Genomic DNA, 23,691 nt, shown 5'->3' with positions numbered 1-23,691 from the left:
GAGGACGCACGTGTCGCCCGACCTCTCCACCCCCCGACCGGCCGCCCGCCGAAGAGCGTCCGGCCGTGCCGCCGTCGTGATGACCGCCCTGGTCACCGCGGTCACCCTGGGGGCACCCGCCCCCCTCGCCGCCGCCGCTGACCCCGTGATGTATCCGAACGGCGTCGGCGCCGACCTCGGGCCCGCCCCGCGCACCCTCGGCCTGGGCGCCGCCGCCGGCGCGGACCCGGCCGGACTGCGCACCGGCGAACTGGACGGCCGCGGCTACTGGGGCACCGACACCGCCGCCGGGACCTCGTACCTCAGCTTCGACCTGGACGACGAGTACGTGGCGAACCTGCCCGGCGACGATCTGGTGGTCAGTGTCACCTACCGGGACACCGGGCAGGGCGCCCTGACCCTGCGCCAGGGCGCCGACGGCACCGACGCCACCCTCCCGCTGACCGGCACCGGCACCTGGAAGACCGGCGCCTTCGACCTCACCGACGCCGACCTCACCGGCGGCAAGGACATCCTGCGCCTCGCCGCCCGCGACGGCGACACCGTCCCGGACATCACCGTCGCCGCCGTCCGGATCGGCTCCGTCGGCGCCTCGGTCACCCTGGGCGCCGCCCCCGAGGCCGCCGGGATCACCCCGCGCGGCGGCGACTCCTCCAGCGGCCTGGTCACCGGGGAGCACGACGGCCGCGGCTACTGGCAGACCAACCGCGCCGCCCCCGCGCCCGGTGTCAACTTCCTCTATATGAACGTCGACGACACCTACCTCCACCACACCTCCGACAAGGTGTTCGTCAGCGTCGACTACCTCGACTCCGGCAACGGCCGGATCGCCCTGCACTACGACTCCCCGGGCGACGAACTCGCCGACAAGTTCAAGCCGTCCGCGGTCTTCACCTACGGCGACACCGGCACCTGGAAGACCCACACCTTCGCCCTGGACGACGCGATCCTCACCAACCGCGCCAACGGGGCCGACTTCCGTATCCACAACGGCGGTTCCGGCGCCGAACTCAAGGTCGCCGAGGTCAGGGTCGCCGTCGCCCCCGGTCAGCTCAAGCCCGCCCAGGGCCTGGAGGCCCTGATCGACGACGCCGCGCTCACCCTGCACGCCGCCCGCGAGGGCGACCGCGACGGACAGTACCCCGAAGGGGCCAAGGCCGGACTGACCGCCGCCGTCGACGCCGCCCGGCGGACCGCCGCCGACGAGAACGCCACCGAGGAGGACCTGCGCACCGCGCTGCACACCCTCGACACCGCCCTCGACGCCTTCCACGCGAAGGCCGTCAGCACCGACCTGACCGACGGCGCCACCCTCACCGCGAGCAGCACCGCCACCGGCAGCGCCCCCGCCAACGCCGCTGACAACGATGCCAGGACGCTGTGGACCAGCGGCTCCGACGGCACGGGGGAGTGGCTGAGCGCCGACCTCGGCAAGGCCCGGTCCGTCAACGAGGTCCGGGTGGCCTGGGCCTCGCGCTACGCCGCCCGGTTCGCCGTCCAGGTCTCCCGCGACGGCCGCTCCTTCACCACCGTCGCCGAGGGCGGCGGCGGCGACGACAAGGAGTTCGCCACCCGCTTCGACACCACCACCGCCCGCCATGTCCGGCTCTCCCTGACCGGCTACGCCGAGAGCGGCGGGAACTTCACCGTCGGCGAGTTCGAGATCCGCGCCCTGCCCGCCGTCGAGGGCGACGCCAGGCTGGTCACCACCCGCTTCCCGACCGAGACCCCGGTCGTCGCCGACTTCGACGCCCGCTCCTACGGCGCCGACACCACCGGCCGCAAGGACGCCACCGACGCCATCCAGAACGCCCTGTACGACTGCCGGGACGCCGGTGGCGGCACCGTCTGGCTGCCCTCGGGCACCTACCGGGTCACCGACACCCTGGAGATCCACTCCTTCTGCACCCTGCGCGGCGACCGCCGCGACCCCGACCGGGGCAGCGGCTCCTACGGCACCGTCGTCTCCGCCGACCTGCCCTCCGGCGAGGACGGCCCCGCCCTGTTCCGGGTCGGCGGCAGCGCGGGCGTCATCGGCCTCACCACCTACTACCCCCGGCAGAACGCCCAGGACCCCATCCCCTACGGCCACACCTTCGAGATCCCCGGCCGCGCCTGGTCCGGCAACGAGAACTACATGATGTCGACCCTCTCCGACCTCACCCTGCTCAACTCCTACCGGGGCATCGGCATCAGCACCTACCGCAACGACCGGGGGGAGAGCGCGAGTTCGGGCCAGGTCCATGAGTCGGCGACCCTGCGCAACATCAAGGGCACCGTCCTGTCCGAAGGCGTCCGCGCCTACAACGGCGCCGATGTCGGCACCTGGGAGAACATCACCTTCTCCAACGCCTACTGGGCCAAGGCCCCCGCCGCCTACCGGCCCCCGGCCCGCGCCGCCCTCGACGCCCGGACCCGCGCCCACGCCACCGGACTCGTCCTCGGCGACCTGGAGTGGGACCAGTTCTACCGGATCAGCCTCTCCGACTTCCGCACCGGCATCCACATCGTGCCAGGTCAGCGCGCCGCCTTCACCGGCGGCTTCATCGAGGCGGACGTGCGCCGCACCGATGTGGCCGTCCGCGCCGAGGACTTCGACTCCCGCTGGGGCCTCTCCTTCGCCTCCAGCACCCTCGAAGGCAGCGACTTCGCCATCTCCAACGGCTCCCAGGCCTATGTCAAGGTCACCGGGACCGAACTGACCGGCGCCACCGAGGGCACCGTCCACCGCCTCTCCGGAGCCGTCCCCGCCTACGACCAGAAGCCCCTCCCGAGGCCCGCCCGCGCGGTCCTGTACGACGTCACCGACGCCCCGTTCAAGGCCCCGGCCGGCAACGGCGTCCTGCCCGAGCGCGATGCCACGGCCGCCGTCCAGCGCGCCCTGGACCGGGCCGGACGGGACGGCGGCGGCATCGTCTACCTGCCCGCCGGCTGGTACCGGATCGACGGCCACCTCAGGGTCCCCAAGGGCGTCGAACTGCGGGGCTCCTCCGCCGTCCCGAACCGCGACCTGCTCGGCGCCAGCGCGGGCACCGTCCTGATGGCCTTCGAGGGACGCGGTACCACCGCCCCCGACACCGCCACCGCGCTGATCACCCTGGACGGCGACCGCGCCGGAGTCCGCGGACTGCGCGTCTTCCACCCGGAGAACAACCCCGCCGCACCCGGCGGCCTGAAGCCCTACCCGTACACCGTCCGCGGCGACGGCACCGGCACCTATGTCCTGGACATCGGCCTGACCAACTCCTGGAACGGCATCGACCTGGCCACCCACACCAACGACGACTTCACCGTGCGCAAACTCGCCGGGGCCTACTTCTCCCACGGGGTGTCCGTCGGCGAGAGCGACGGCGGCCGGATCGAGGGTGTCCTCTCCAACGGCAACGCGGTCTCCCGGGTCGGCTACGCCCTGCCCGACTGGGTCCAGGAGAAGAACATCTTCCCGCAGGTCATCGATGTCCCCATGCGCGAGCAGGCGCAGATCGTCACCGTCGACGGAGCCACCGGCCTCACCCTGCTCGATGTCTTCGGCTACGGCTTCCACCACGGTCTGGTGGTGGACTCCGGCGAGGTCACCGCGTTCAACCTGGGCACCGACAACCTGGGTGGCGACGGCTTCACCGTGAGGGCCGGAGCCGGTGCGGAGGTCACCGCCGTGAATGTGATGCGCTACAACGGCACCACACTGAGCGGCCCGGCCCGGCTGATCAACGTCATGGCCATCAGCATGGCCCAGCACGCCGTCCGCGCCACCGCCGCACCGGCCGACGGAGGCACGGTCACGATCCACGGCAACGAGACCGAACCCGGCCGGTACGAGAAGGGCAGCCGCGTCACCGTCTCCGCCACCCCGGCCGCCGGTCACCGCTTCACCGGCTGGACCGTGAACGGCGCCGACGCCGGGCAGGACCCGGAACTGCCCCTCACCGTGACCGAGAACCTCGATGTCACCGCCCGGTTCACGGCAGCCGCCGAGGAGGACGCACGTGACTGACCCCCTGCGGGTCGGCCTGGTGGGCGCCGGGAAGATCTCCGGCGCCTATCTGGACACCCTCGCCCGCCTCGACCGGGTACGGCTCACCGCCGTCGCCGATCTCGACCCGCACCGCGCCGGGGCCGCCGCCGCCCGGACCCCCGGACCGGTCGCGGTCACCGGCTCCCTCGCCGAACTCCTCACCCGCGACGACGTCGACGCCGTCCTCAACCTCACCACCCCCGGTGAGCACGCCGGGGTCACCCTCGCCGCGCTGGCCGCCGGGAAGCATGTGTACGGGGAGAAGCCGCTCACCGCGACCCGCGAGGACGCCGGGCACGTCCTGGCCACGGCCCGCGCCGCCGGACTGCGGGTGGGCTGCGCCCCGGACACCGTCCTCGGCACGGCCGTGCAGAGCGCGCGGGCCGCGGTGGACGACGGACTGATCGGCACCCCCGTCGCCGCCACCGCGTTCATGACCGGCCTCGGCCCCGAACGCTGGCACCCCGACCCGGAGTTCTACTACCGCCCCGGCGGCGGCCCGCTGCTCGACATGGGCCCGTACTACCTGTCCGCGCTGGTGCATCTGCTGGGACCGGTCGTCCGGGTCACCGGGGCCGCCTCCCGGCCCCGCGCCGAACGCGAGATCGGCAGCGGGGTCCGGGCCGGGCACCGGTTCGCCGTCGAGGTCGCCACCCATGTCACCGGCGTCCTGGAACACGCGAACGGCGCCCTGACCACCCTGATCATGAGCTTCGACATCCCCGCGTCCCGGCTGCCGCGGATCGAGGTGCACGGCACCGGCGGCTCCCTGTCGGTGCCCGACCCGAACGGCTTCAACGGGCTGGTCGAACTCCATCGTGTCCGCGACGAGTGGCGTCCGCTGCCGGTCCGGGCCGGCTACCGCGACAGCGGACGCGGCACCGGCCTCGCCGATCTCGCGGACGCCCTGGCGACCGGACGCCCGCACCGGGCCTCCGCCGAACTCGCCGCCCATGTCCTGGACGTGATGCTCACCCTCCTGGACGCCGCCGACCGACGCGGCTCCCTGCCGGTCGGCTCCACCTGCGAGCGCCCGACACCGGTACCGCTCGCCTGAGATCAGGGACGGCCGGTCCACGAACCCGACCGCCCCGAGCCCCGGCACCGGCCACCCGGTGCCGGGGTCCCGACCGCTCACCCCGGCAGCAACGCCTGGGGCCGCACCGACGGCATGTGGTCCAGGACCAGACAGGCGGCGCCGACCGCGCCCACGGCGGTGCCGGTGACGACGGTCGGACGGGTGGGCTTCACGAACGGGGACCCGGCGACCAGCGCGGCCACGATCCGCAGGAACCGCTCCGACAAGTGCGGCCGGCTCGGCCCGCCGAAGACGATCAGCTCGGCGTCGACCAGGGTGGCAGCGGGACTCACCCCCCGACCGACCCACTCCGCCCAGCGGTCCACGACCCCCGCCGCGGCCGGATCCGCACCGGCCCCGCGGCACAGCTCGGCCGCCCCGCTCCCGGCCTCCCGGGGCACGACTGGCAGCACCGCCGCCTCCACCATCGCCCGCGGGATGCAGCCCGCGTCCAGCCCGCCGATCTCCCCGGCGTTCCCGGACGCCCGACGCAGCACGGTGTCGTCCACCACCAGCCTCATCCCGGACCCGGTGCCGAGAGAGAAGAAGAGAAAGCCGCCGGTGTGCGCCGCCGCACCCGCCCAGCGCTCGGCGAAGGCGGCGGCAATCACATCCTGGTCCAGCAGTATCGGCAGCCCCGTCGCGGCGCTCAGGACGTTCCGCAGCGGCACCCGCCCCCAGCCCGGCAGCTCCGGCGGGTCCAGCACCAGCCCGGCAGCCGGGTCGAGGGGGCCCGGCGCGGCGATCCCGAGACCGAGGATCCGCTCACGCGGCACCCCCGAGGAGACGATCAGCGCGTGGACGGCGTCACCGATCCCGGCCATGGTCCGCTCCGGGCCACCCCGCTGCGGGGTGGGCGCACGGCGCTGCGCGACCACCCGGCCCAGCAGATCGAGCACCACATAGGTCATCACCACCGGGTCCAGCAGGGTGCCGACCCCGAACCGCCCGCCGACGTCGATCCGCAGCAGCGTGCGGGGCTTGCCGCTGCCGGAGCTGCGCTAGCCGGTCTCGTGGGCGAGCCCGCCGTCGATCAGCCGACGGCCGATGTGGGAGACGGTCCGCGCGGACAGCCCGGTCGCCGCGGCCAGTTCGACCCGGCCCAGCCCGTCAGGCTCGCGGCGGATGGCGTCCAGGACGACGGCCTCGTTGAAGTCCCCGGCCGAGGCAGATTCGTCCCCCGCCGGACGGCGGGCGGCCTGCTGTGCGCCGGGTGCCTCCCGAGCTGTGTCCCCCTGTGGACGGTGATCCCGGACGACGACGTATCACGTCGTTCTACTCATCGCGTGCGGCGGCGACGGCAGGAGGCCCGGGAACGGGTCCCGGGCCTCCCGGCCGAGCGGTTCACGCGGGCCCGCTCACCTCCGGGCCTCACCCCCCGAGACGATCTCGTACGTCCGTCCCGCCCGTGCCCGGAAGGTGAGCGCGGGGCCGTCCCGGGTCACCCTGGGCCGGGTGCCGCCGGTTTCCTCGCGGACCTCGGCGGTGGTGGTGAAGCGGGCGTGACGCACGGTCAGCTCACCCGTCCGCCCGGCTCTGAGGAGGGTTCGTACGGGTTCGCCGTCCACCCAGTCGATGTCGACCGTGACGTTCCCCCGGGCCCTGAGGCCCCGGACCGACCCGGTGTGCCAGAAGCCGGGCAGCGCGGGCAGCAGATCGACCCCGCCGCCATGGCTCTGCACCAGCATCTCGGCGACCCCGGCGGTGGCGCCGAAGTTGCCGTCGATCTGGAACGGGGGGTGGGTGTCCCAGAGGTTGGTGAGGGTGCTGTTCCTGAGCTGCTCGGACAGCATCAGATGGGCGTGGTCGCCGTCGTGCAGCCGGGCCCAGAAGTTGATCTTCCATGCCTTGCTCCAGCCGGTGCCGCCGTCGCCCCGCGCGGTCAGCGAGACCCGGGCCGCCTCGGCGAACCCCGGCTGCCCCTGCGGGGTGACCTGCCGTCCGGGGTGGACGGCGAAGAGATGCGAGACATGCCGGTGGTCGTTGCCCGGGTCGTCCCAGTCCTCCTTCCACTCCTGGAGCTGACCCCAGCGGCCGATCCGCAGCCCGGTGTCGAGCCGGCCCAGGGTGGTGGACACCTCGTCGGCGAAGCCGCCGTCACCGAGTTGCCGGGCCGCCGCCACGGTGCTGTTCAGCAGGTCCCACACGATCTGCTGGGACATCGACGCGCCCGCCGAGAAGTCGCCCTGCTCCGGCGAGTAGCTCGGCGTCACCACCAGCCGCCCGTCGCGCGGGTCGGCCACCAGCTCGTCGATCCAGAACTGCGCGAGCCCCTTCATCACCGGATAGGCCCGGTCCCGCAGGAACGCGGTGTCCCCGGTGAAGAGATAGTGCTCGTAGAAGTGCTGGGCGAGCCAGGCACCGGCCTCCGGGAAGTAGAACGACGTGGCCCAGTTGTGCAGCCCGGTGAAGCCGTACGGGTTGGTCTCGTTGTGCACCACCCAGCCCCGGTTGCCGTAGATCTCCCGGGCCGTGACCTGGCCCGGCGGGACCATCGACGCCACATACTCGAAGAGTGGGCCGGTGGTCTCGGTGAGGTTGGTGGTCTCGGCGGGCCAGTAGTTCATCTGGAGATTGATGTTGACGTGGTAGTCGGCGTCCCACGGCGGACTGGTGGAGTTGTTCCACACACCCTGGAGATTGGCCGGGAGCGAGCCCGCGCGGGACGAGGCGATGAGCAGATAGCGGCCGTACTGGAAGAACAGCACCTCCAGCGACTTGCGTCCGGCCTCGCCGAGCGTCCCGGCCCGGTAGGCGTCCAGCACGGTGTCGGTCGGGGTGCCCGGGTCCTGCTGGCCGACGTCCAGCCGGACCCGGTCGAACAGCGCCCGGTGGTCGGCCACATGGGCGGCGCGCAGGGCGGCGTAGGTCTTGCCCCCGGCGGCGTCCACGCGCTGGGTGACCCGGGCGTGCGGGTCGGTGCCGGTGCGGTAGTCCGGGTAGCGCACCGCGTAGTCGGTCCCGGCGGCCAGGACCAGGGTGAGCGCGTCGGCGCCGGTCACGGTGACCGAGCCGTCCGCGTTGTCCCGGCGCGAGCCGCCCTGGTTCAGGACGCGGACCTGGGACTCGTAGCGCAGCCCGTTGTTGCTGAGGCGGCCCGCGAGGGTGATCCGGCCGCCGGACGCGGTGAGGTTCGCGGTGCGGTTGGTCGCGGTGGTCACCGACACGGTGACGGAGATCCGCCCCGGCTGCCCGGCGGTGAGCCGGGCCACGGCCACCTGGTCGGCGGCCGACACGAAGTACTCACGGGTGTAGGTGAGTCCCTCCCAGGTGTAGGTGACGCCGCCGACGGCCTCCGCTATGTCGAGATGGCGCCGGTAGCCGGTGGCGCCCGCCGGGTCGCGGGCCTGCTGGATCCAGAGGTCGCCGAAGGTCTGGTACGACCCGAAGTGGGTCTTGGGCTGGCCCAGTTTCTGCGCCACCCAGTCCGGCGTGGCCCGCCCCTCGCTCGCGATGCGCTGCTGCACCTCGGCGAGCGCGCCCGGCCGGGGCGAGGTCCAGTTGCCGTGGTTGTAGCCGGGGGCGCCGGGGCCTCCGGTCCACAGCGTCTTCTCGTTGAACTGGAGCTGCTCGCGGCCCGCCCCGCCGAAGAAGCACAGGCCGAGCGCCCCGTTGCCCAGCGGCAGTGACTGCGACTCCCAGGCCGTGGCCGGTTCGTCGTACCACAGGGTCATCCCGGGGGTGGTGGCCCGGCCGCCGCCGGGCGCGGCCCCGGCGGTGCCGGGGGTCAGCGGTACGGCGCCGAGGGCGCCGGCTCCGGCGATGAAGATCCGCCGGGACACCTCGGGGGGTGGGGTCATGGCGCGGGTACCTCCTCGGTGATGCCCCGGCCGATGAAGTCGACCCAGTTGACATTGAGTTCACCGGTGGTCTTCACGAAGTACAGCGGACCGCTGGCCGTCGCGCTGTCCCCGCCGACCGGCGCCTTGAAGTCCTGGTACGTCTGCCAGCCGCCGGTCGGGGTGGTTCTGATGGTGGCGACGACCGGGCCCTCGGGGCTGCCGGTGCGGACCTCGACGGTGGCGCCGTAGGTCGGTGAGGCGGCCCGCAGCCCGATCTCGTCGATGTTGGTCAGGTTGACCGGGTCCCAGGACCACCAGTCGCCGTTCTCGATCCAGCCGATGTTCTGGCCGCCGCCCGCGGTGTCCCCGGTGGGTCCGATGCCCACGCCGATGTCACCGCCGCCGGGTGCGGACGGGATCCGGCCGGTGGTGTCGAAGTGCTCGGCCTCGCGGTGCTTGGTCTGGAGCACCAGCACCTCCTGGCTGGTCAGCGCGGGCACCTCACCGTTGCCGTGGTCGGTGTAGGTGACCGTCACCGTGCCGAAGATGTTGGCGCCGGTGTGACCGGCGTCGCCCGGCAGCGGGAAGGTGCCCGAGCAGCCGCGGTACTGCTCGTAGCCGTGCCCGTGCTCGTCATGGCCGAGCCCCGGCTGCACGATCACCTCGTCGCAGTCGACCGGGCCGTCCTCCGGGTCGGTCACCGTCACCTCGTAGGCGAGGGTGTCGCCGAAGGTGAACAGGCCGCCGTTCAGGGGAGCTTTGACCTCGATCGTCGGGGCGGTGTTGCCGACGGTGATGTCGACCCCGGCGACCGCGGTGCGCCCGTCGGGATCGGTCACGGTCAGCTGGGCGGTGAACCGGCCCGGCTGGGTGTAGGTGAAGGCGGGCGACGGGTCGGTGCTGTCCTGGGTGCCGTTGCCGTCGAAGTCCCAGGAGTAGGTGATCCGGGTGCCGTCCGGGTCGTGGGAGTCCGACGCGTCGAAGGACACCTCCAGCGGCACCGGTCCCGAGGCCCGGTCGGGGGTGAAACGGGCGATGGGGGAGCGGTTGCCCTGGACGTAGTCCACCCGGTAGACACCGGAGTCGGTGTTGTTGCCGCCGAAGCCGCTGCCCCAGTCGATGACGTACAGCGCCCCGTCCGGACCGAACTGCAGGGCGTGCGGCCGGGTGAAGTCCATGCCCTGGAGCAGGGCGTTCACATCGGAGACACCGGTGCGCTTCTGGTCGGGCTGCACGGTGAACAGCCGGCCGTCGTTCCAGTCGCCGTAGACCGCCTTGCCGTCGAAGTACGCCGGCCACTTGCGGTCGGAGTCCAACTTGGCGTCGTAGTCGTAGGCGCCGCTGGTCATGGGGGCGCCGCTGGGGCCGATCTCGGGGACGCCGGAGGCGCTCTTGCCCATCCACAGCTCGGCGGGCTGGGCGGCGGGCAGTTTCTCGACGCCGGTGTTGTGCGGGGAGTCGTTGACCGGGGCGGAGCAGTCGAAGGCGGCGCCCGCGGTGCCGGTCGCGAAGTCGTAGTCGTGGTAAGGGGTGTTGGCGCCGACGCAGTAGGGCCAGCCGTAGAAGCCGGGCTTGTCGACGATGTTCCACTCCACGCGTCCGTCGGGGCCGCGGGTCGGGCTCACACTGCCCGCGTCGGGGCCGTAGTCGGCGACGAAGAGATGGTCGGTGGCCGGGTCGATGCCGATGCGGAACGGGTTGCGGAAGCCCATGGCGTAGATCTCGGGCCGGGTGTCCGGTGTCCCCGGGCGGAACAGGTTGCCCTTGGGGACGCTGTAGGTGCCGTTGGCGCGGGGCTTGATCCGCAGCACCTTGCCGCCCAGGACGGCGCTGTTGGCGGAGGTCGCCTGGGCGTCCCACGCGGTGCGGCCCTCGCGCTCGTCGATCGGGGAGTAGCCGTCGGAGGCGAACGGGTTGGAGTTGTCGCCCGTGGTGATGTAGAGGTTGCCGTCGCCGTCGAACTCCATCGCGCCCCCGGCGTGGCAGCACTCCTGGCGCTGCACGGCCACCTTCAGCAGCACCTTCTCACTGGCCGCGTCGAGGGTGTCGTCGTCCTTGACGGTGAACCGGGAGACCCGGTCGACGCTCTCGGTCCCGGCGGGCGAATAGTAGAGATAGACCCAGTTGTTGCGGTCGAAGTCCGGGTCCAGGGCGATGCCCAGCAGACCGAACTCCTGCCCGGTGTAGACGTCCAGATCACCCGCGGTGACCACGGTGCCGTCGGTGCGCACCACACGGATCTCGCCGCCCCGGTCGATATAGAAGACCCTGCCGTCCTCGGCGATGGTCAGCTCCATCGGGTTGCTGGTGTTCTCGTCCACCGGCACCTTCTGGAAACCGCTGGTCAGCGACGCGGTGCAGTCGGCGGGCAGCACCCCGGCGGCGGTGCGCAGCCCGCCCAGCAGATGCGCGAGGAACTTCGGCTCGGTGTAGCTCGCGCTCTCATGGCCCATCCCGGTGTACCAGGACCGGCCGCCCTCGTAGTCCTGGCACCAGGCGATCGGATGCTCGGCGCCCATGGCGCCGCCGGTGTACGACGACTCGTCCAGCGACGCCAGGACATGCACGTCCCCGCGCGGGTCGGCCCGGAAGTCGTACCACTCGTCGGTCCGCTCCCAGCGCACCGGCAGCCTGGCCGTCGACGGGTGCGCCGGGTCCTCGACCTTGACGCTCGCCTTCTGCGGCGCCGGGTGGCTCTTGAAGTAGGCGCCGACCAGATCGCCGTACCAGGCCCAGTCGTACTCGGTGTCGGAGGCCGCGTGGACGCCGGCATAGCCGCCGCCGCCCTCGATGTACCGCTGGAACGCGCCCTGCTGATCGGCGTTCAGCACATCACCGGTGGTGGACAGGAAGACGACCACCTCGTACTCGGCGAGCGCCTCGTCGGTGAAGACGCCCGCGTCCTCGGTGGCGGTGACCGAGAAGCCGTGGTCGGCGCCCAGCTTCTGGATCGCGGCGATCCCGGCCGGGATGGCGCCGTGCCGGTACCCGGCGGTCCTGCTGAAGATCAGCGCGTCGAAGGGATCGGTCTTCTTCGCGGCGGGCCGCTCCGGGGCCCGGTCGGCGGGCTGCGCGGCGGCGGCCCCGGCGGTCACCAGCAGCAGCGCGACGACGGCGGCGACGATCCGCGCGGCACTTCTTCGCAACCGATGGAATCGATGGAACCGGTGGGGCCGCTGGGGCCGGTGAGGCCGGTGGAAACCACGAGAGTCCGACAGGTGTGGCATGGGCACCTCAATTCGGCGGGCAGGGGTATGCGTCGGCGTGCTGTGTGCGGGGGTGGCGCCGTGCTGCTCCATGAGGGCTGCGCGGGACCCTCGTCCAGGGTTCCGTGAAGCCGCGCGCCCGGTGGTCGAAGGCGTTCGAACCGCTGGCCGGGTAATTTGTCGAGTCGATGGACAAATTAGGAGCATGGGCCGGACGGGTCAAGGCTCCTGACGAGAGTGCCAGTTGGGAGGGGTGGTGAGGGGGCGCCGGACCGATGCGTCGAAGCCTGACTTCTTGACGAGTTTGTCAACTCGGTTTACTTTCGGCGGGGTCGACGCCACCGAGGTTCACGGGGTGCTCGCCCTCCCCGTGAACCTCGCCCGCTACCGGGTCATGGCCTCGTCTCGGACACCGAACGGATGAAGGCGATCGTGCGCGAACGCATGCCTTCACGGCGCGTGGCGATGATCTCGTCCACCGGAGGTCCGAAGGGCTGGCGCATCGGCTTCGCGTGGAGCTTCACCGCGCAGTCGAGATCGGTGCACAGGAGAAGGCCGAGCGTGTTCAGGCGCCGGCGCTTGTCGCGTGAGGGGAGCCGGGCGGTGAACAGCGACACCTCGTGGAACCGGCGGGTGGACCGGCACAGGTCGCACATCATCGCGCGCGACGCGTGCGCCGCGTCGTTCGGGGCCTGCCGCAGCAGCACCCCCAGCGCCTGGTCATCGGCCTCGGTGACGAGATAGGCCCGTTTCGGGGCGCGCATGTCCCGCCAGCCGAGGTAGTCGATCCGGTGCCAGGGGGTGTCGTCGAACCAGGCCGGTAGCCGGACCATTTTCTCGGTCGGTTCCAGGTTCACGATCGAGGCGCGCACTTCTTGTCTGGTCATGGGGCGCATGGCTGCTCCTTGCGAGGTGCACGGGGGTGCACCGGGTATCGGATCGGTTTCTGGGGGAATCCGGTGCGTCGGGGCACCGGCGGGGGAATGCGGTGTTTCGAGGCACCGGCGGGGGAATTCGGTGCGTCGGGGCACCGGCGGGAGGAATCCGGTGCGTCCGGGCACCGGCACACCTGCTCACCGCGTGGCGCGGGTGAGGGCTTTCCTCCGGCCGCGGCGGTCCGCGGTGCGGACGCTGGGGATCCGCCGGTCGCCGGGCGGGCCGGACAGGCGGTTTCGGCGGTGAGGTTTCCGCGTGTCGTCGCCAGCGGCGGCGAACACGCTCAGGGCACACCGAGCACCGGCGAGGGCGCTGGTCAGGATGGTGTGAGAGGTGCTGCCGAGAGATGTGCAGAGGAGAGATCTGCTGCGGAGAGATGTGCTGGACACCCGGGGTGCTCCTTGCTGAGTCGTCTGGAATGACAGCAAGAGCAGGCCGAGCGGCCTCGACGGAGACACCCACCCCGTACGCGCCGGCAGGAGTGCGGGCACGGGGGTGTGGGCTGGGTCAGAGCACCGCGGACATCACGTCCGGTGGCCGTCCGCGAAGGACGGCGGACGCCATCCGCGAGGGACGGCAGAAGACGGACGGTCAGACGGTGCCGCGAGGCGCGCGCGGCGCGGGCCGAAACATGAAATCTCTTTTCCGGGGCGCGAAAGGCCTCATGCAGACCGAAGGAACGCGGAGAGGATAACAACGCCCCCAGCTGGGCGCCAACGGATTTCCGGGTCCGTCCGCACCGCCCTGAGCAGTGCCGTGCCCACCTGGCCACAGACGCCCCACACATGTCGTTGCGTCTCGTATGGCGACATCACGTCTCACATGTCGCTATCATGCGTGCGAGCCTGCGGACCGTCCCGCAGGCCGGTCACAGCGGCCCGGAATCGTTTCACGACCCCTCAACCCGCAGGTCGTGCGGCGTTCGCCGGGCACTGCGCCGACTGATGGACATGACTGAGCCGTCCGGGAAAGTGGCCTTGCTCACATGGCGTGACCCGGACCGCACGGACACCATGGTCCTCGTCACCCGCGGGCCACGCGAAGGGATCCACGATGTTCCGCAAGGTACTGGTCGCCAACAGAGGCGAGATCGCGATCCGCGCGTTCCGCGCCGGGTACGAACTGGGCGCGCGCACCGTCGCCGTCTTCCCGCACGAGGACCGCAACTCGCTGCACCGGCTGAAGGCGGACGAGGCGTACGAGATCGGCGAACCCGGCCATCCGGTACGGGCCTATCTGTCCGTGGAGGAGATCGTCCGGGCCGCCCGGCGCGCAGGTGCCGACGCCGTCTACCCGGGCTACGGCTTTCTGTCCGAGAACCCGGAGCTGGCCCGCGCCTGCGCCGAGGCCGGTATCACCTTCGTCGGCCCGGACGCCGACACCCTGGAACTGACCGGCAACAAGGCCCGCGCGGTGGCCGCCGCCCGCGCCGCCGGTGTCCCCGTCCTCGGCTCCTCGCAGCCCTCCACCGACACCGACGAACTCGTCCGCGCCGCCGGTGACATCGGCTTCCCGGTGTTCGTCAAGGCCGTCGCGGGCGGCGGCGGACGCGGTATGCGGCGCGTCGAGGACCCGGCGGTCCTGCGCGAGTCCATCGAGGCCGCCTCCCGCGAGGCCGCCTCCGCGTTCGGCGACCCGACCGTCTTCCTGGAGAAGGCGGTGGTCGAACCCCGTCACATCGAGGTGCAGATCCTCGCCGACGGCGACGGCAATGTCATCCATCTCTTCGAGCGGGACTGCTCGCTCCAGCGCCGCCACCAGAAGGTCATCGAACTCGCCCCCGCACCCAATCTCGACCCGGAACTGCGGGAACGGATCTGCGCCGACGCCGTCCGCTTCGCCCGCGAGATCGGCTACCGCAACGCGGGCACCGTCGAGTTCCTCCTGGACCGCGACGGCAACCATGTCTTCATCGAGATGAACCCCCGCATCCAGGTCGAGCACACCGTCACCGAGGAGGTGACCGATGTCGACCTGGTCCAGGCCCAGCTGCGGATCGCCTCCGGCGAGACCCTCGCCGACCTCGGCCTCTCCCAGGACACCATCGTGCTGCGCGGCGCCGCCCTCCAGTGCCGGATCACCACCGAGGACCCCGCCAACGGCTTCCGCCCCGACACCGGCCGCATCAGCGCCTACCGCTCACCCGGCGGCTCCGGCATCCGCCTCGACGGCGGCACCACCCACGCCGGTACGGAGATCAGCGCCCACTTCGACTCCATGCTGGTCAAGCTGACCTGCCGGGGCCGTGATCTGAACGCCGCGATCGGGCGGGCCCGGCGCGCGGTCGCCGAGTTCCGCATCCGCGGCGTCGCCACCAACATCCCCTTCCTCCAGGCCGTCCTGGACGACCCCGACTTCCAGGCCGGGCGGGTCACCACCTCCTTCATCGAGCAGCGGCCCCATCTGCTCACCTCCCGGCACTCCGCCGACCGCGGCACCAAGCTGCTCACCTATCTCGCCGATGTCACCGTCAACAAGCCGCACGGCGAGCGCCCCGACCTGATCGACCCCACCACCAAGCTCCCCCCGCTGCCCGCCGGTGAGCCGCCCGCGGGCTCCCGCCAGCGCCTCGCCGAACTCGGCCCCGAGGGCTTCGCCCGCGCCCTGCGCGAGTCCCCGCTGCTCGGTGTCACCGACACCACCTTCCGCGACGCCCACCAGTCCCTGCTGGCCACCCGGGTCCGCACCAAGGACCTCCTCGCCGTCGCCCCGGTCGTCGCCCGCACCCTGCCCGGACTGCTCTCCCTGGAGTGCTGGGGCGGCGCCACCTACGATGTCGCCCTGCGGTTCCTCGCCGAGGACCCCTGGGAGCGGCTGGCCGCACTGCGCGAGGCCGCGCCCAACCTCTGTCTCCAGATGCTGCTGCGGGGCCGCAACACCGTCGGCTACACCCCGTACCCGACCGAGGTCACCGACGCGTTCGTCGAGGAGGCCGCCGCCACCGGCGTCGACATCTTCCGCATCTTCGACGCCCTCAACGACGTCGGCCAGATGCGGCCCGCCATCGACGCCGTCCGCGCGACCGGCACCGCCGTCGCCGAGGTCGCCCTCTGCTACACCGCCGACCTGTCCGACCCGGACGAGCGGCTCTACACCCTCGACTACTATCTCCGGCTCGCCGAGCAGATCGTCGAGGCCGGGGCCCATGTCCTCGCCGTCAAGGACATGGCGGGCGTGCTGCGCGCCCCCGCCGCCGCGACCCTGGTCACCGCGCTGCGCCGGGAGTTCGACCTGCCGGTCCATCTGCACACCCACGACACCGCCGGCGGCCAGCTCGCCACCTATCTCGCGGCGGTGCAGGCGGGCGTCGACGCGGTGGACGGGGCGGTCGCCTCCATGGCGGGCACCACCTCCCAGCCGTCGCTGTCCGCGATCGTCGCCGCCACCGACCACTCCGACCGCCCCACCGGCCTCGACCTCCAGGCCGTCGGCGATCTGGAGCCCTACTGGGAGAGCGTCCGCCGCGTCTACGCCCCCTTCGAGGCCGGGCTCGCCTCCCCGACCGGGCGCGTCTACCACCACGAGATCCCCGGCGGCCAGCTCTCCAATCTGCGCACCCAGGCCGTCGCCCTCGGCCTCGGCGACCGGTTCGAGGAGATCGAGGCGATGTACGCCGCCGCCGACCGCATCCTCGGCCGTCTGGTCAAGGTCACCCCGTCCTCCAAGGTGGTCGGCGATCTCGCCCTGCACCTGGTCGGCGCGGGCGTCACCCCCGGCGACTTCGAGGCCACCCCCGACCGCTTCGACATCCCGGACTCCGTGATCGGCTTCCTGCGCGGCGAACTGGGCACCCCGCCCGGCGGCTGGCCCGAACCGTTCCGCACCAAGGCCCTCAAGGGCCGCGCCGCCGCCAAGCCCGTACAGGACCTGACCACCGAGGACCGCGACGGCCTGGAGAAGAGCCGCCGCGCCACCCTCAACCGGCTGCTCTTCCCCGGCCCCACCCGCGACTTCGAGACCCACCGCCAGTCCTACGGCGACACCAGCGTCCTGGACAGCAAGGACTTCTTCTACGGACTGCGTCCCGCCAAGGAGTACGCGGTCGACCTGGAGCCCGGCGTCCGGCTGCTGATCGAGCTCCAGGCCATCGGCGAGGCCGACGAACGCGGGATGCGCACGGTGATGGCCGGACTCAACGGGCAGCTCCGCCCGATCCAGATCCGGGACACCGAGGCCGCCTCCGACATCCCGGTCACCGAGAAGGCCGACCGCACCAACCCCGCCCATGTCGCGGCCCCGTTCGCCGGAGTGGTGACCCTCTCGGTGAGCGAGGGCGACCAGGTCGAGGCGGGGGCGACCGTCGCCACCATCGAGGCGATGAAGATGGAGGCCGCGATCACGGCCCCGTCCGGCGGCCGGGTCACCCGCCTCGCCATCAACCGCATCCAGCAGGTGGAGGGCGGCGACCTGCTGGTGGAGGTGGTCTGACGGGCACGCGGCCCCCGCGCCGCCCGTAATTCTCTGGCGGCCCTCGCCCCCCTGTGCGAGGGTCGCCCGGTGATCTCCACCCGAAACGAACTGCTGCGTGGGCAGACCGAGCTGACCTGGGCCCTCGGCGAGTACCACCTGGAGCGGCTGAGGCCGGGAGACCTGCTCTGGGAACCGGCCCCCCTCTGCTGGACCCTGCGCCCCGACGGCGAGGGCGGCTGGGTACCGGACTGGGCGGACACCGAACCCGACCCGGTGCCCGTCCCCACCCTCGGCTGGGTGAGCTGGCACCTCGGCTGGTGGCTCGGCGTGGCCACCGACCACGTCCACGGCCGCACCCCGCGCGAACGCGCCGACGTCCACTGGCCCGGCGACGACCCGGCCGCCGTCGCCGCCTGGCTGCGCGCCCTGCGGGACGACTGGCTGACCGGCGTCGACGCCCTCACCGACGCCGACCTCGACCGCCCCTGCGCCTTCCCCTGGGGCGACACCGGCGAGGACCCCACCGGCCGCACCCTCGCCCACACCCTTGCCTGGGCGAACGCCGAACTCATGAAGAACGTCGCCGAGATCGGCCAGCTGCGGCTGCTGCGCACGGCCGGTGCCGGACCCCGCTGAGCACCGGCCGCACACCGCTGAGCACCGGCCGGGCACCGGCTGTGTGACAGATGGGGTACGGCTGTGCCACATGATCGTCAACCGGGCCTGCGCACAAGCCCGTTGCTCTCTAGCATCGGCTCGACAGCATCGGGCCGTGCGCCTGATGAGCTGACGATCCGAAGGGGGACCGCTCGTGGTCCTGAGGGGCGGAACGATACGGCTCGGCTGTGCCGTCGCGGTGGGCGGACTGCTCTGGACGGGGTGCACCTCCGGCGGCGGTGAACCGGACGACTCCGCGACCGGGAACAAGGACGGCGCCCCGGCGTCCCCGTCGGCGTCCCCGGGCCAGGCCGTGGACATCGACCCGGACAAGGTCCCCGACTCCGGGGCCGAGGCCGCCGCACTGGTCCGCGACACCCTGCCCGACCCCGGCGACTTCGGCCCCGCCGCCGTACGCCAGAGCCCCTACGAGAGCGACCCGGAGCGCTGGGCCGTGCTCGGCGACGACTGTGTGTGGGAGCAGCGGCCCCGGCCGGACGAGGTGCTCGCCACCCGCACCCGCTCCTACGCGATCCCCGCCGCCGACGGCAAGGGGCTGCTGCGGCTCGGCGCCGTCGTCACCGTGCACCGCAGCGCCGAACTCGCCGACTGGGAGAGCGCCGAGGTGCTGGAGGAGATGATGCGCTGCCCCACCCAGCGGCTGCGCGCGGACGAGATGATCACCTCCCTCAACGACGTGCCCGCCGCACTCGGCGACTCCGGCAATGACTTCGCCGACGACTCCCTCACCGAGATCGGCGAGTACACCCACGCCGAGGAGGGCGGCCCCCACCCCTACATCTGGCGCCAGACCCGGATCGGCCCGGTCACCCTCGCCGTCTCCGCCAAGGGCGCCGAGGGCTGGACCCGCTCCGCCCTGCTCGACCAGGTGCGGGACGCCCATGTCGCCATGGGATCGGCGGTCCGGACAGCGCTGGAACGGGATCCGGAGGGGTCCGGGGGCGTGAGTGATCAGGGGGGCTCGCAGGACCTCGGGGGCCTTGGGGATCTCGGGGGCTCGCGGGACCTCGGCGGCTCGGGGGACCCAGGGGACGCCGGGGAACCCGGCGGTACGGCTGGCTCTGGCGGTATGGCTGGCACCGGTGGTACGGCTGGCTCCGACGGCTCCGACGGCTCCGACGGCTCCGACGGCTCCGACGGCCCCGGCGACCCGGGCGACACCTCCGACCCGGCCGCCGACCCCCCGGCGTCCCCGGGCGGGACCCCCTCCCCGTCCTCCACCGGCAAGAAGGGCGCGGGCGCGTGACCGAGAAGCTCACCCCGACCGACCCCGTCCGGATCGGCGGGCACCGGCTGCTCGCCCGGCTCGGCGCCGGAGGCATGGGCGTCGTCTATCTCGGCCGCGCCGAATCCGGTGAACTCGCCGCCGTCAAGGTGATCCTGCCCGAGTACGCCGACCAGCCCGAGTTCCGCGCCCGCTTCCGGCGTGAGGTGGCCGCCGCCCGCCGGGTCGACAGCCCCTGGGCCGTACCGGTCACCGGCGCCGACCCGGACGCGCCCGCGCCCTGGCTCGCCACCGCGTTCGTCCCCGGCCCCTCGCTCGCCGAGGCGGTCGCCCTCTGCGGTCCCCTGCCCGGGAGCGGCGTCCGGGTCCTGGGCGGGCTGCTGGCCCGCGCACTGACCGCCGTCCACGACGCCGGACTCGTGCACCGGGACATCAAGCCCGGCAATGTCCTGCTCGCCCTCGACGGGCCCCGGCTCATCGACTTCGGGATCGCCCGCGCCACCGAGGAGACCGCGCTCACCTCGGCCGACATGGTCGTCGGCACCCCCGGCTTCCTCGCCCCCGAACAGGCCCTCGCCGAGCCCGCCACCGCCGCCGGCGATGTCTTCGCCCTCGGCTGTCTCCTCTCCTACGCAGCCACCGGCCGCCTCCCCTTCGGCAGCGGCACCACCGATGCCCTGCTCTACCGCACCGTCCATGACGAACCCGACCTCGACGGTGTCCCCGACGACCTCCGGGCCGTCCTTTCCCGCTGTCTCGCCAAGGACCCGGCCACCCGTCCCACGGCCCGCGAACTGGACGCCCCGCTCACCGGTGACCCACCCGAGGACACCACCGACTGGCTGCCGGCCCTGGTCGTCCGCCTCATCGCCGACCGCTCCGCCGCCCTGCTCGACCTCCCCGACATCGAGGCGACGGCCCTCGACGCGACAACGGACGGGCCGGAGCCGGAAGTTCCCGCCGCCCGCCCCTCCCGGCGCCGCTTCCTGGCCCTCGGCGGCGGTGCCGCCCTGCTCGCGGCCGGTGGCGGTGCCGCCGCCTGGGCCGTGCTGCGCGACGACGGCACCGCGGCGCGCGACGACGCCCGACCCGCCGCCCGCCGCTGGGTGCTCGGCGTCCAGGCCGATCTGAGCGGCTTCCAGAAGGACATCGGCCAGGCCCAGGAACGTGGTGTCCGCCTCGCCGTCGAACAGTTCAACGCCCGTGAGGACAAGCCCTTCACCCTCACTTTGGAGACCGCCGACGACGGGGGCGACGCCACGCGCGCGAGGAGCGTCGCCCGCACCCTCGCCGCCGACCGCGATCTGCTCGCCGTCATCGGCTCCACCGGCGACGACACCACCGGCGCCAGCCTGGACGGCTACGACGAACAGCTCGTCCCGCAGCTCACCGCGTCCTCCGCGCAGTCCGGCTACGGCACCTCCGAGCCCCGGCACTTCCTCCAGGCCGTCCCCGGCTACACCAGCCTGCCCGGCACCGCCGCGTTCTCCGTCCACGGCCAGGGCGCCCGCAAGGTCGGCGTCCTCATCGACCGCGCGGGCGGCACCCCGGCCTGGCAGCTCGGCCACACCATGTTCCAGAACCTCGGCGTCCTGAAGATCGCCGGGGAGCCCCGGGTCGTGCCCCGGCTGGCCGGGGACCTCGCCCCGGTCGTCGCCGAGATGCTCGCCGACGACCCCGACGGCCTGGTCTACACGGGCACCCCCGAACGCGGCGCCGCAGTCGCCCGCGCCCTCGCCGACGCCGGTTACGACGGACTGCGCGTCCTCGGCTACCCGGCCGCCCGCCCGGAGTTCCTGTCCTTCGCCGGGGACGGCGCGGACGGCTGGCAGACCTTCACCCCGTACATCGACCCCGCCGCCGAACCCGTCCGCGCCTTCGCCGCGGCCTACCGCGAGCGCTACGGCACCGCGCCCCCCACCTGGGCCGCCGAGGCGTACGACGTGGCCCGCATGATCATCACCAGGATCACCGAGGCGGGCGGCCGACCCTCCCGCGACCGGCTCTACGACCTGCTCGCCAAGGGCACCTACCAGGGCCTGGTGCGGACCTACGCCTTCGACCCGGACTACCGGTGGCTCACCGGCTACGAGGTCTTCCGCTACGAGGTGAAGGGCGGCCGGTTCGCCTACGCGGGCAAGGTCGACCTCTGATGCGCCCGCTGTCCGCCGACGACCCCGAGGAGATCGGCGGCCACCGGCTGCTGGCCCGGCTCGGCACGGGCGGCATGGGCGTCGTCCACCTCGCCCGCACCCCGGGCGGCACCCTGGTCGCCCTCAAGACCATCCGCGCGGAACACGCGGCCGACCCCGCCTTCCGCGTCCGCTTCCGCCGCGAGGTCGGGGCGGTGCGGGGGCTGACGGAGACCGGGGCGGCGCCCCCGGAGCCCGCCATCCGCTGGCTGGTGCCCGTGCTCGCCGCCGACACCGAGGCCCGGGAGCCCTGGGTCGCCACCGAGTTCGTCCCCGGGCCCTCGCTGGTGGAGGCCGTCGACGGCTTCGGCGCGCTCCCCGTGGCCGCCGTACGCGCCCTGGGGGCGCGGCTCGCCGACGCGCTGGCCGTCGTGCACGGGGCGGGGCTCGTGCACCGGGATGTGAAGCCCGGCAATGTCCTGCTCGCCCTCGACGGGCCCCGGCTCATCGACTTCGGGATCGCCCGCACCTCCGGCGCCACCGCGCTCACCGCCCCCGACGCCGTGATCGGCACCCCCGGCTTCCTCGCCCCCGAGCAGGCGCGGGCCGGTGCCGGGGAGGTCGGCCCGCCGAGCGATGTCTTCTCGCTGGGCGGGGTCCTCGCGTACGCGGCCTCCGGGCGCCGCCCGTTCGGCGCCGGGCACGCCGCCGGGGTCCTCTTCCGCACCGTCCACGAGGCACCGGACCTCGCCGAAGTACCGGCCGTCCTGCGGACGGTGATCGCCGCCTGTCTCGCCAAGGACCCGGCCGAACGGCCCACCGCGCGGCAGCTCGCGGCCACCCTGCGCGACCCGCGCGCCGCCCTCGCGCGCGTGGCGCCCGACAGCGCGGGGGAGGACTGGCTGCCGCCCGCCCTGCTGCGGGTCGTCGCCGAACGCTCCACCGGCGCCCTGGACGTCCCCACCCCCCGCCGCCCGCCCACCGATCCCCCGGAGACACCGGAGGCGTCGAAGACACCCGGGGCACCCGCCCCGTCCCGCCGCCGGGTGCTCCTCATGGGCGGCGCGATCGCCTCCGTCCTCGCCGCCGGGGGCGGCACCACCGCCTATCTCCTGAACCGTGGCGGCGGCGCGGGCGGCGACGGCCTCCCCGTCCACGCCCTCGGCTTCCAGGGCGCCCTGAGCGGTCCGGGCAGGGCGGACGGCGTGGCCCAGGAACGCGGGGCGCGGCTCGCCGTCGAGGACCACAACAGGCGCTCCGGCATCACCTTCCGGCTGGCGCTGGAGACGGCCGACGACCGCGGCGAGGCGGCCCGCGCCGACCGGGCCGCCCGCCGTCTCGTCACCGCCGGGGTGAGCGCGGTGCTCGGTCTCGGCACCCCCGCGGCGGCCGTCGCCGCCGCCCCGCGCTACCAGGACACCCGGACCGCCATGGTCCTGATCTCCTCGGACGGCGCCGAACTCGCCGCCCAGGACGAGCGGTTCACCACCCTGTGCGTCACCCGTGCCCCGGAGAACCTGCTCGGACTGCCGCTGATCGCGTATCTGACCGAGGCGCGGCCGACCGGGCGCACCGCCGTGATCGACGACCGCGCGGCGGGCGCGACCGGCACGGCCCTCACCAACACCCTCACCAGGACCCCGCCCGACGAGGGCACGACGACGGCCCACCCGGTGGCCGCGGACACCGACGACTTCGCCCCCGCCGTCCGCGCGGCCCTCGACGCCCGCGCACAGGCCGTCGTCCTCACCAGCACCGCCCCCGCGCGGGGAGCCCGCTGCGCCCTCGCCCTCGCCGAAGCGGGCTTCACCGGCCCCCGGCTGGGAACCTGGCACCTCATGGACCCCGACTTCCTCCAGGAGGCCGGGTCCGCCGCCGAGGGCTGGGTCTTCGGCGCCCCCTTCACCGACCCCGGCGAGGTGTCCTCCAGCCGCTTCCGGGGCGCCTTCCTGGAGCGGTTCCGCGCCACGCCCGCGCGCTGGTCGGCGGAGGCGTACGACGCCGTGGGCCTGGTCGCCCGCGTGCTGGCGGAACTGGGCGGCGGCTCCGGTATCGAACCGGGAGCGGTGTCCCAGCGGCTGCCCACCGTCACCCACGACGGCCTGGCCAAGCGCCTCGCCCTCGCCGCCGAGCCGTCCGCCGGGTGGTACTTCCTCTTCCAGGCGAACGGCGACACCTTCCGCTACCTGGGCCGCGCCGACCAACTCGGCTGACCGGCGACCCGGTGGC

At 73.2% G+C, this 23,691-nt stretch carries 11 protein-coding genes; 7 read left to right on the top strand and 4 right to left on the bottom strand.

Features of this window, described 5'->3' with window-relative positions; all coding sequences use genetic code 11:
• Positions 1-10: 10 nt before the first annotated feature.
• Both ABZX40_RS04010 and ABZX40_RS04005 read left to right on the top strand, forming a co-directional pair.
• Positions 11-3,994: a glycosyl hydrolase family 28-related protein gene (locus ABZX40_RS04010; RefSeq protein ID WP_355731184.1), complete on the top strand. Its 3,984-nt coding sequence runs from the start codon at positions 11-13 to the stop codon at positions 3,992-3,994.
• Positions 3,987-5,072 (top strand): Gfo/Idh/MocA family oxidoreductase, encoded by a 1,086-nt coding sequence (locus ABZX40_RS04005; protein ID WP_355731186.1) that lies wholly within the window; start codon positions 3,987-3,989, stop codon positions 5,070-5,072. Before ABZX40_RS04010 ends, ABZX40_RS04005 begins: the two co-directional genes overlap by 8 nt.
• A gap of 77 nt (positions 5,073-5,149) precedes the next feature.
• Here the strand turns inward: ABZX40_RS04005 and ABZX40_RS04000 are convergent, their stop codons facing one another.
• The 4 genes from ABZX40_RS04000 to ABZX40_RS03985 all read right to left on the bottom strand — a co-directional run bounded on the left by ABZX40_RS04000 (position 5,150) and on the right by ABZX40_RS03985 (position 12,977).
• Entirely contained in the window at positions 5,150-6,004 is an 855-nt protein-coding gene (locus ABZX40_RS04000) for an ROK family protein (protein WP_355731188.1), read from the bottom strand.
• 447 nt (positions 6,005-6,451) lie between these two features.
• Complete coding sequence (locus ABZX40_RS03995; RefSeq protein WP_355731508.1) at positions 6,452-8,767, bottom strand: glycoside hydrolase family 95 protein; 2,316 nt, start codon at positions 8,765-8,767, stop codon at positions 6,452-6,454.
• 122 nt (positions 8,768-8,889) lie between these two features.
• Positions 8,890-12,021: a ThuA domain-containing protein gene (locus ABZX40_RS03990; RefSeq protein WP_355731190.1), complete on the bottom strand. Its 3,132-nt coding sequence runs from the start codon at positions 12,019-12,021 to the stop codon at positions 8,890-8,892.
• 452 nt (positions 12,022-12,473) lie between these two features.
• A complete protein-coding gene (locus ABZX40_RS03985; protein ID WP_355731192.1) occupies positions 12,474-12,977 on the bottom strand; it encodes an FBP domain-containing protein in 504 nt (167 codons plus the stop codon).
• Positions 12,978-14,070: 1,093 nt separating this feature from the next.
• On the opposite strand from ABZX40_RS03985, the gene ABZX40_RS03980 reads away from it, so the two are divergent.
• The 5 genes from ABZX40_RS03980 to ABZX40_RS03960 all read left to right on the top strand — a co-directional run bounded on the left by ABZX40_RS03980 (position 14,071) and on the right by ABZX40_RS03960 (position 23,675).
• Positions 14,071-17,445, top strand: coding sequence for a pyruvate carboxylase (locus tag ABZX40_RS03980; protein WP_355731194.1), 3,375 nt, complete (start codon positions 14,071-14,073; stop codon positions 17,443-17,445).
• Between the two features lie 69 nt (positions 17,446-17,514).
• Positions 17,515-18,063 carry a DinB family protein gene (locus tag ABZX40_RS03975; RefSeq protein ID WP_355731196.1) on the top strand — a complete coding sequence of 183 codons (549 nt, stop codon included), beginning with the start codon at positions 17,515-17,517 and terminating at the stop codon, positions 18,061-18,063.
• Positions 18,064-18,238: 175 nt separating this feature from the next.
• Positions 18,239-19,351: a hypothetical protein gene (locus ABZX40_RS03970; protein ID WP_355731197.1), complete on the top strand. Its 1,113-nt coding sequence runs from the start codon at positions 18,239-18,241 to the stop codon at positions 19,349-19,351.
• Positions 19,348-21,483 carry a bifunctional serine/threonine-protein kinase/ABC transporter substrate-binding protein gene (locus ABZX40_RS03965; RefSeq protein ID WP_355731198.1) on the top strand — a complete coding sequence of 712 codons (2,136 nt, stop codon included), beginning with the start codon at positions 19,348-19,350 and terminating at the stop codon, positions 21,481-21,483. Before ABZX40_RS03970 ends, ABZX40_RS03965 begins: the two co-directional genes overlap by 4 nt.
• Positions 21,483-23,675, top strand: a complete 2,193-nt coding sequence (locus ABZX40_RS03960; RefSeq protein ID WP_355731200.1) for a bifunctional serine/threonine-protein kinase/ABC transporter substrate-binding protein — start codon at positions 21,483-21,485, stop codon at positions 23,673-23,675. The genes ABZX40_RS03965 and ABZX40_RS03960 overlap by 1 nt, the downstream gene beginning before the upstream one ends.
• Positions 23,676-23,691: the final 16 nt, after the last annotated feature.

Source organism: Streptomyces sp. NPDC004610 (genome assembly GCF_040609715.1).
Taxonomy (GTDB): Bacteria; Actinomycetota; Actinomycetes; order Streptomycetales; family Streptomycetaceae; genus Streptomyces.
This window is presented reverse-complemented; position numbering and strand designations above follow the sequence as displayed.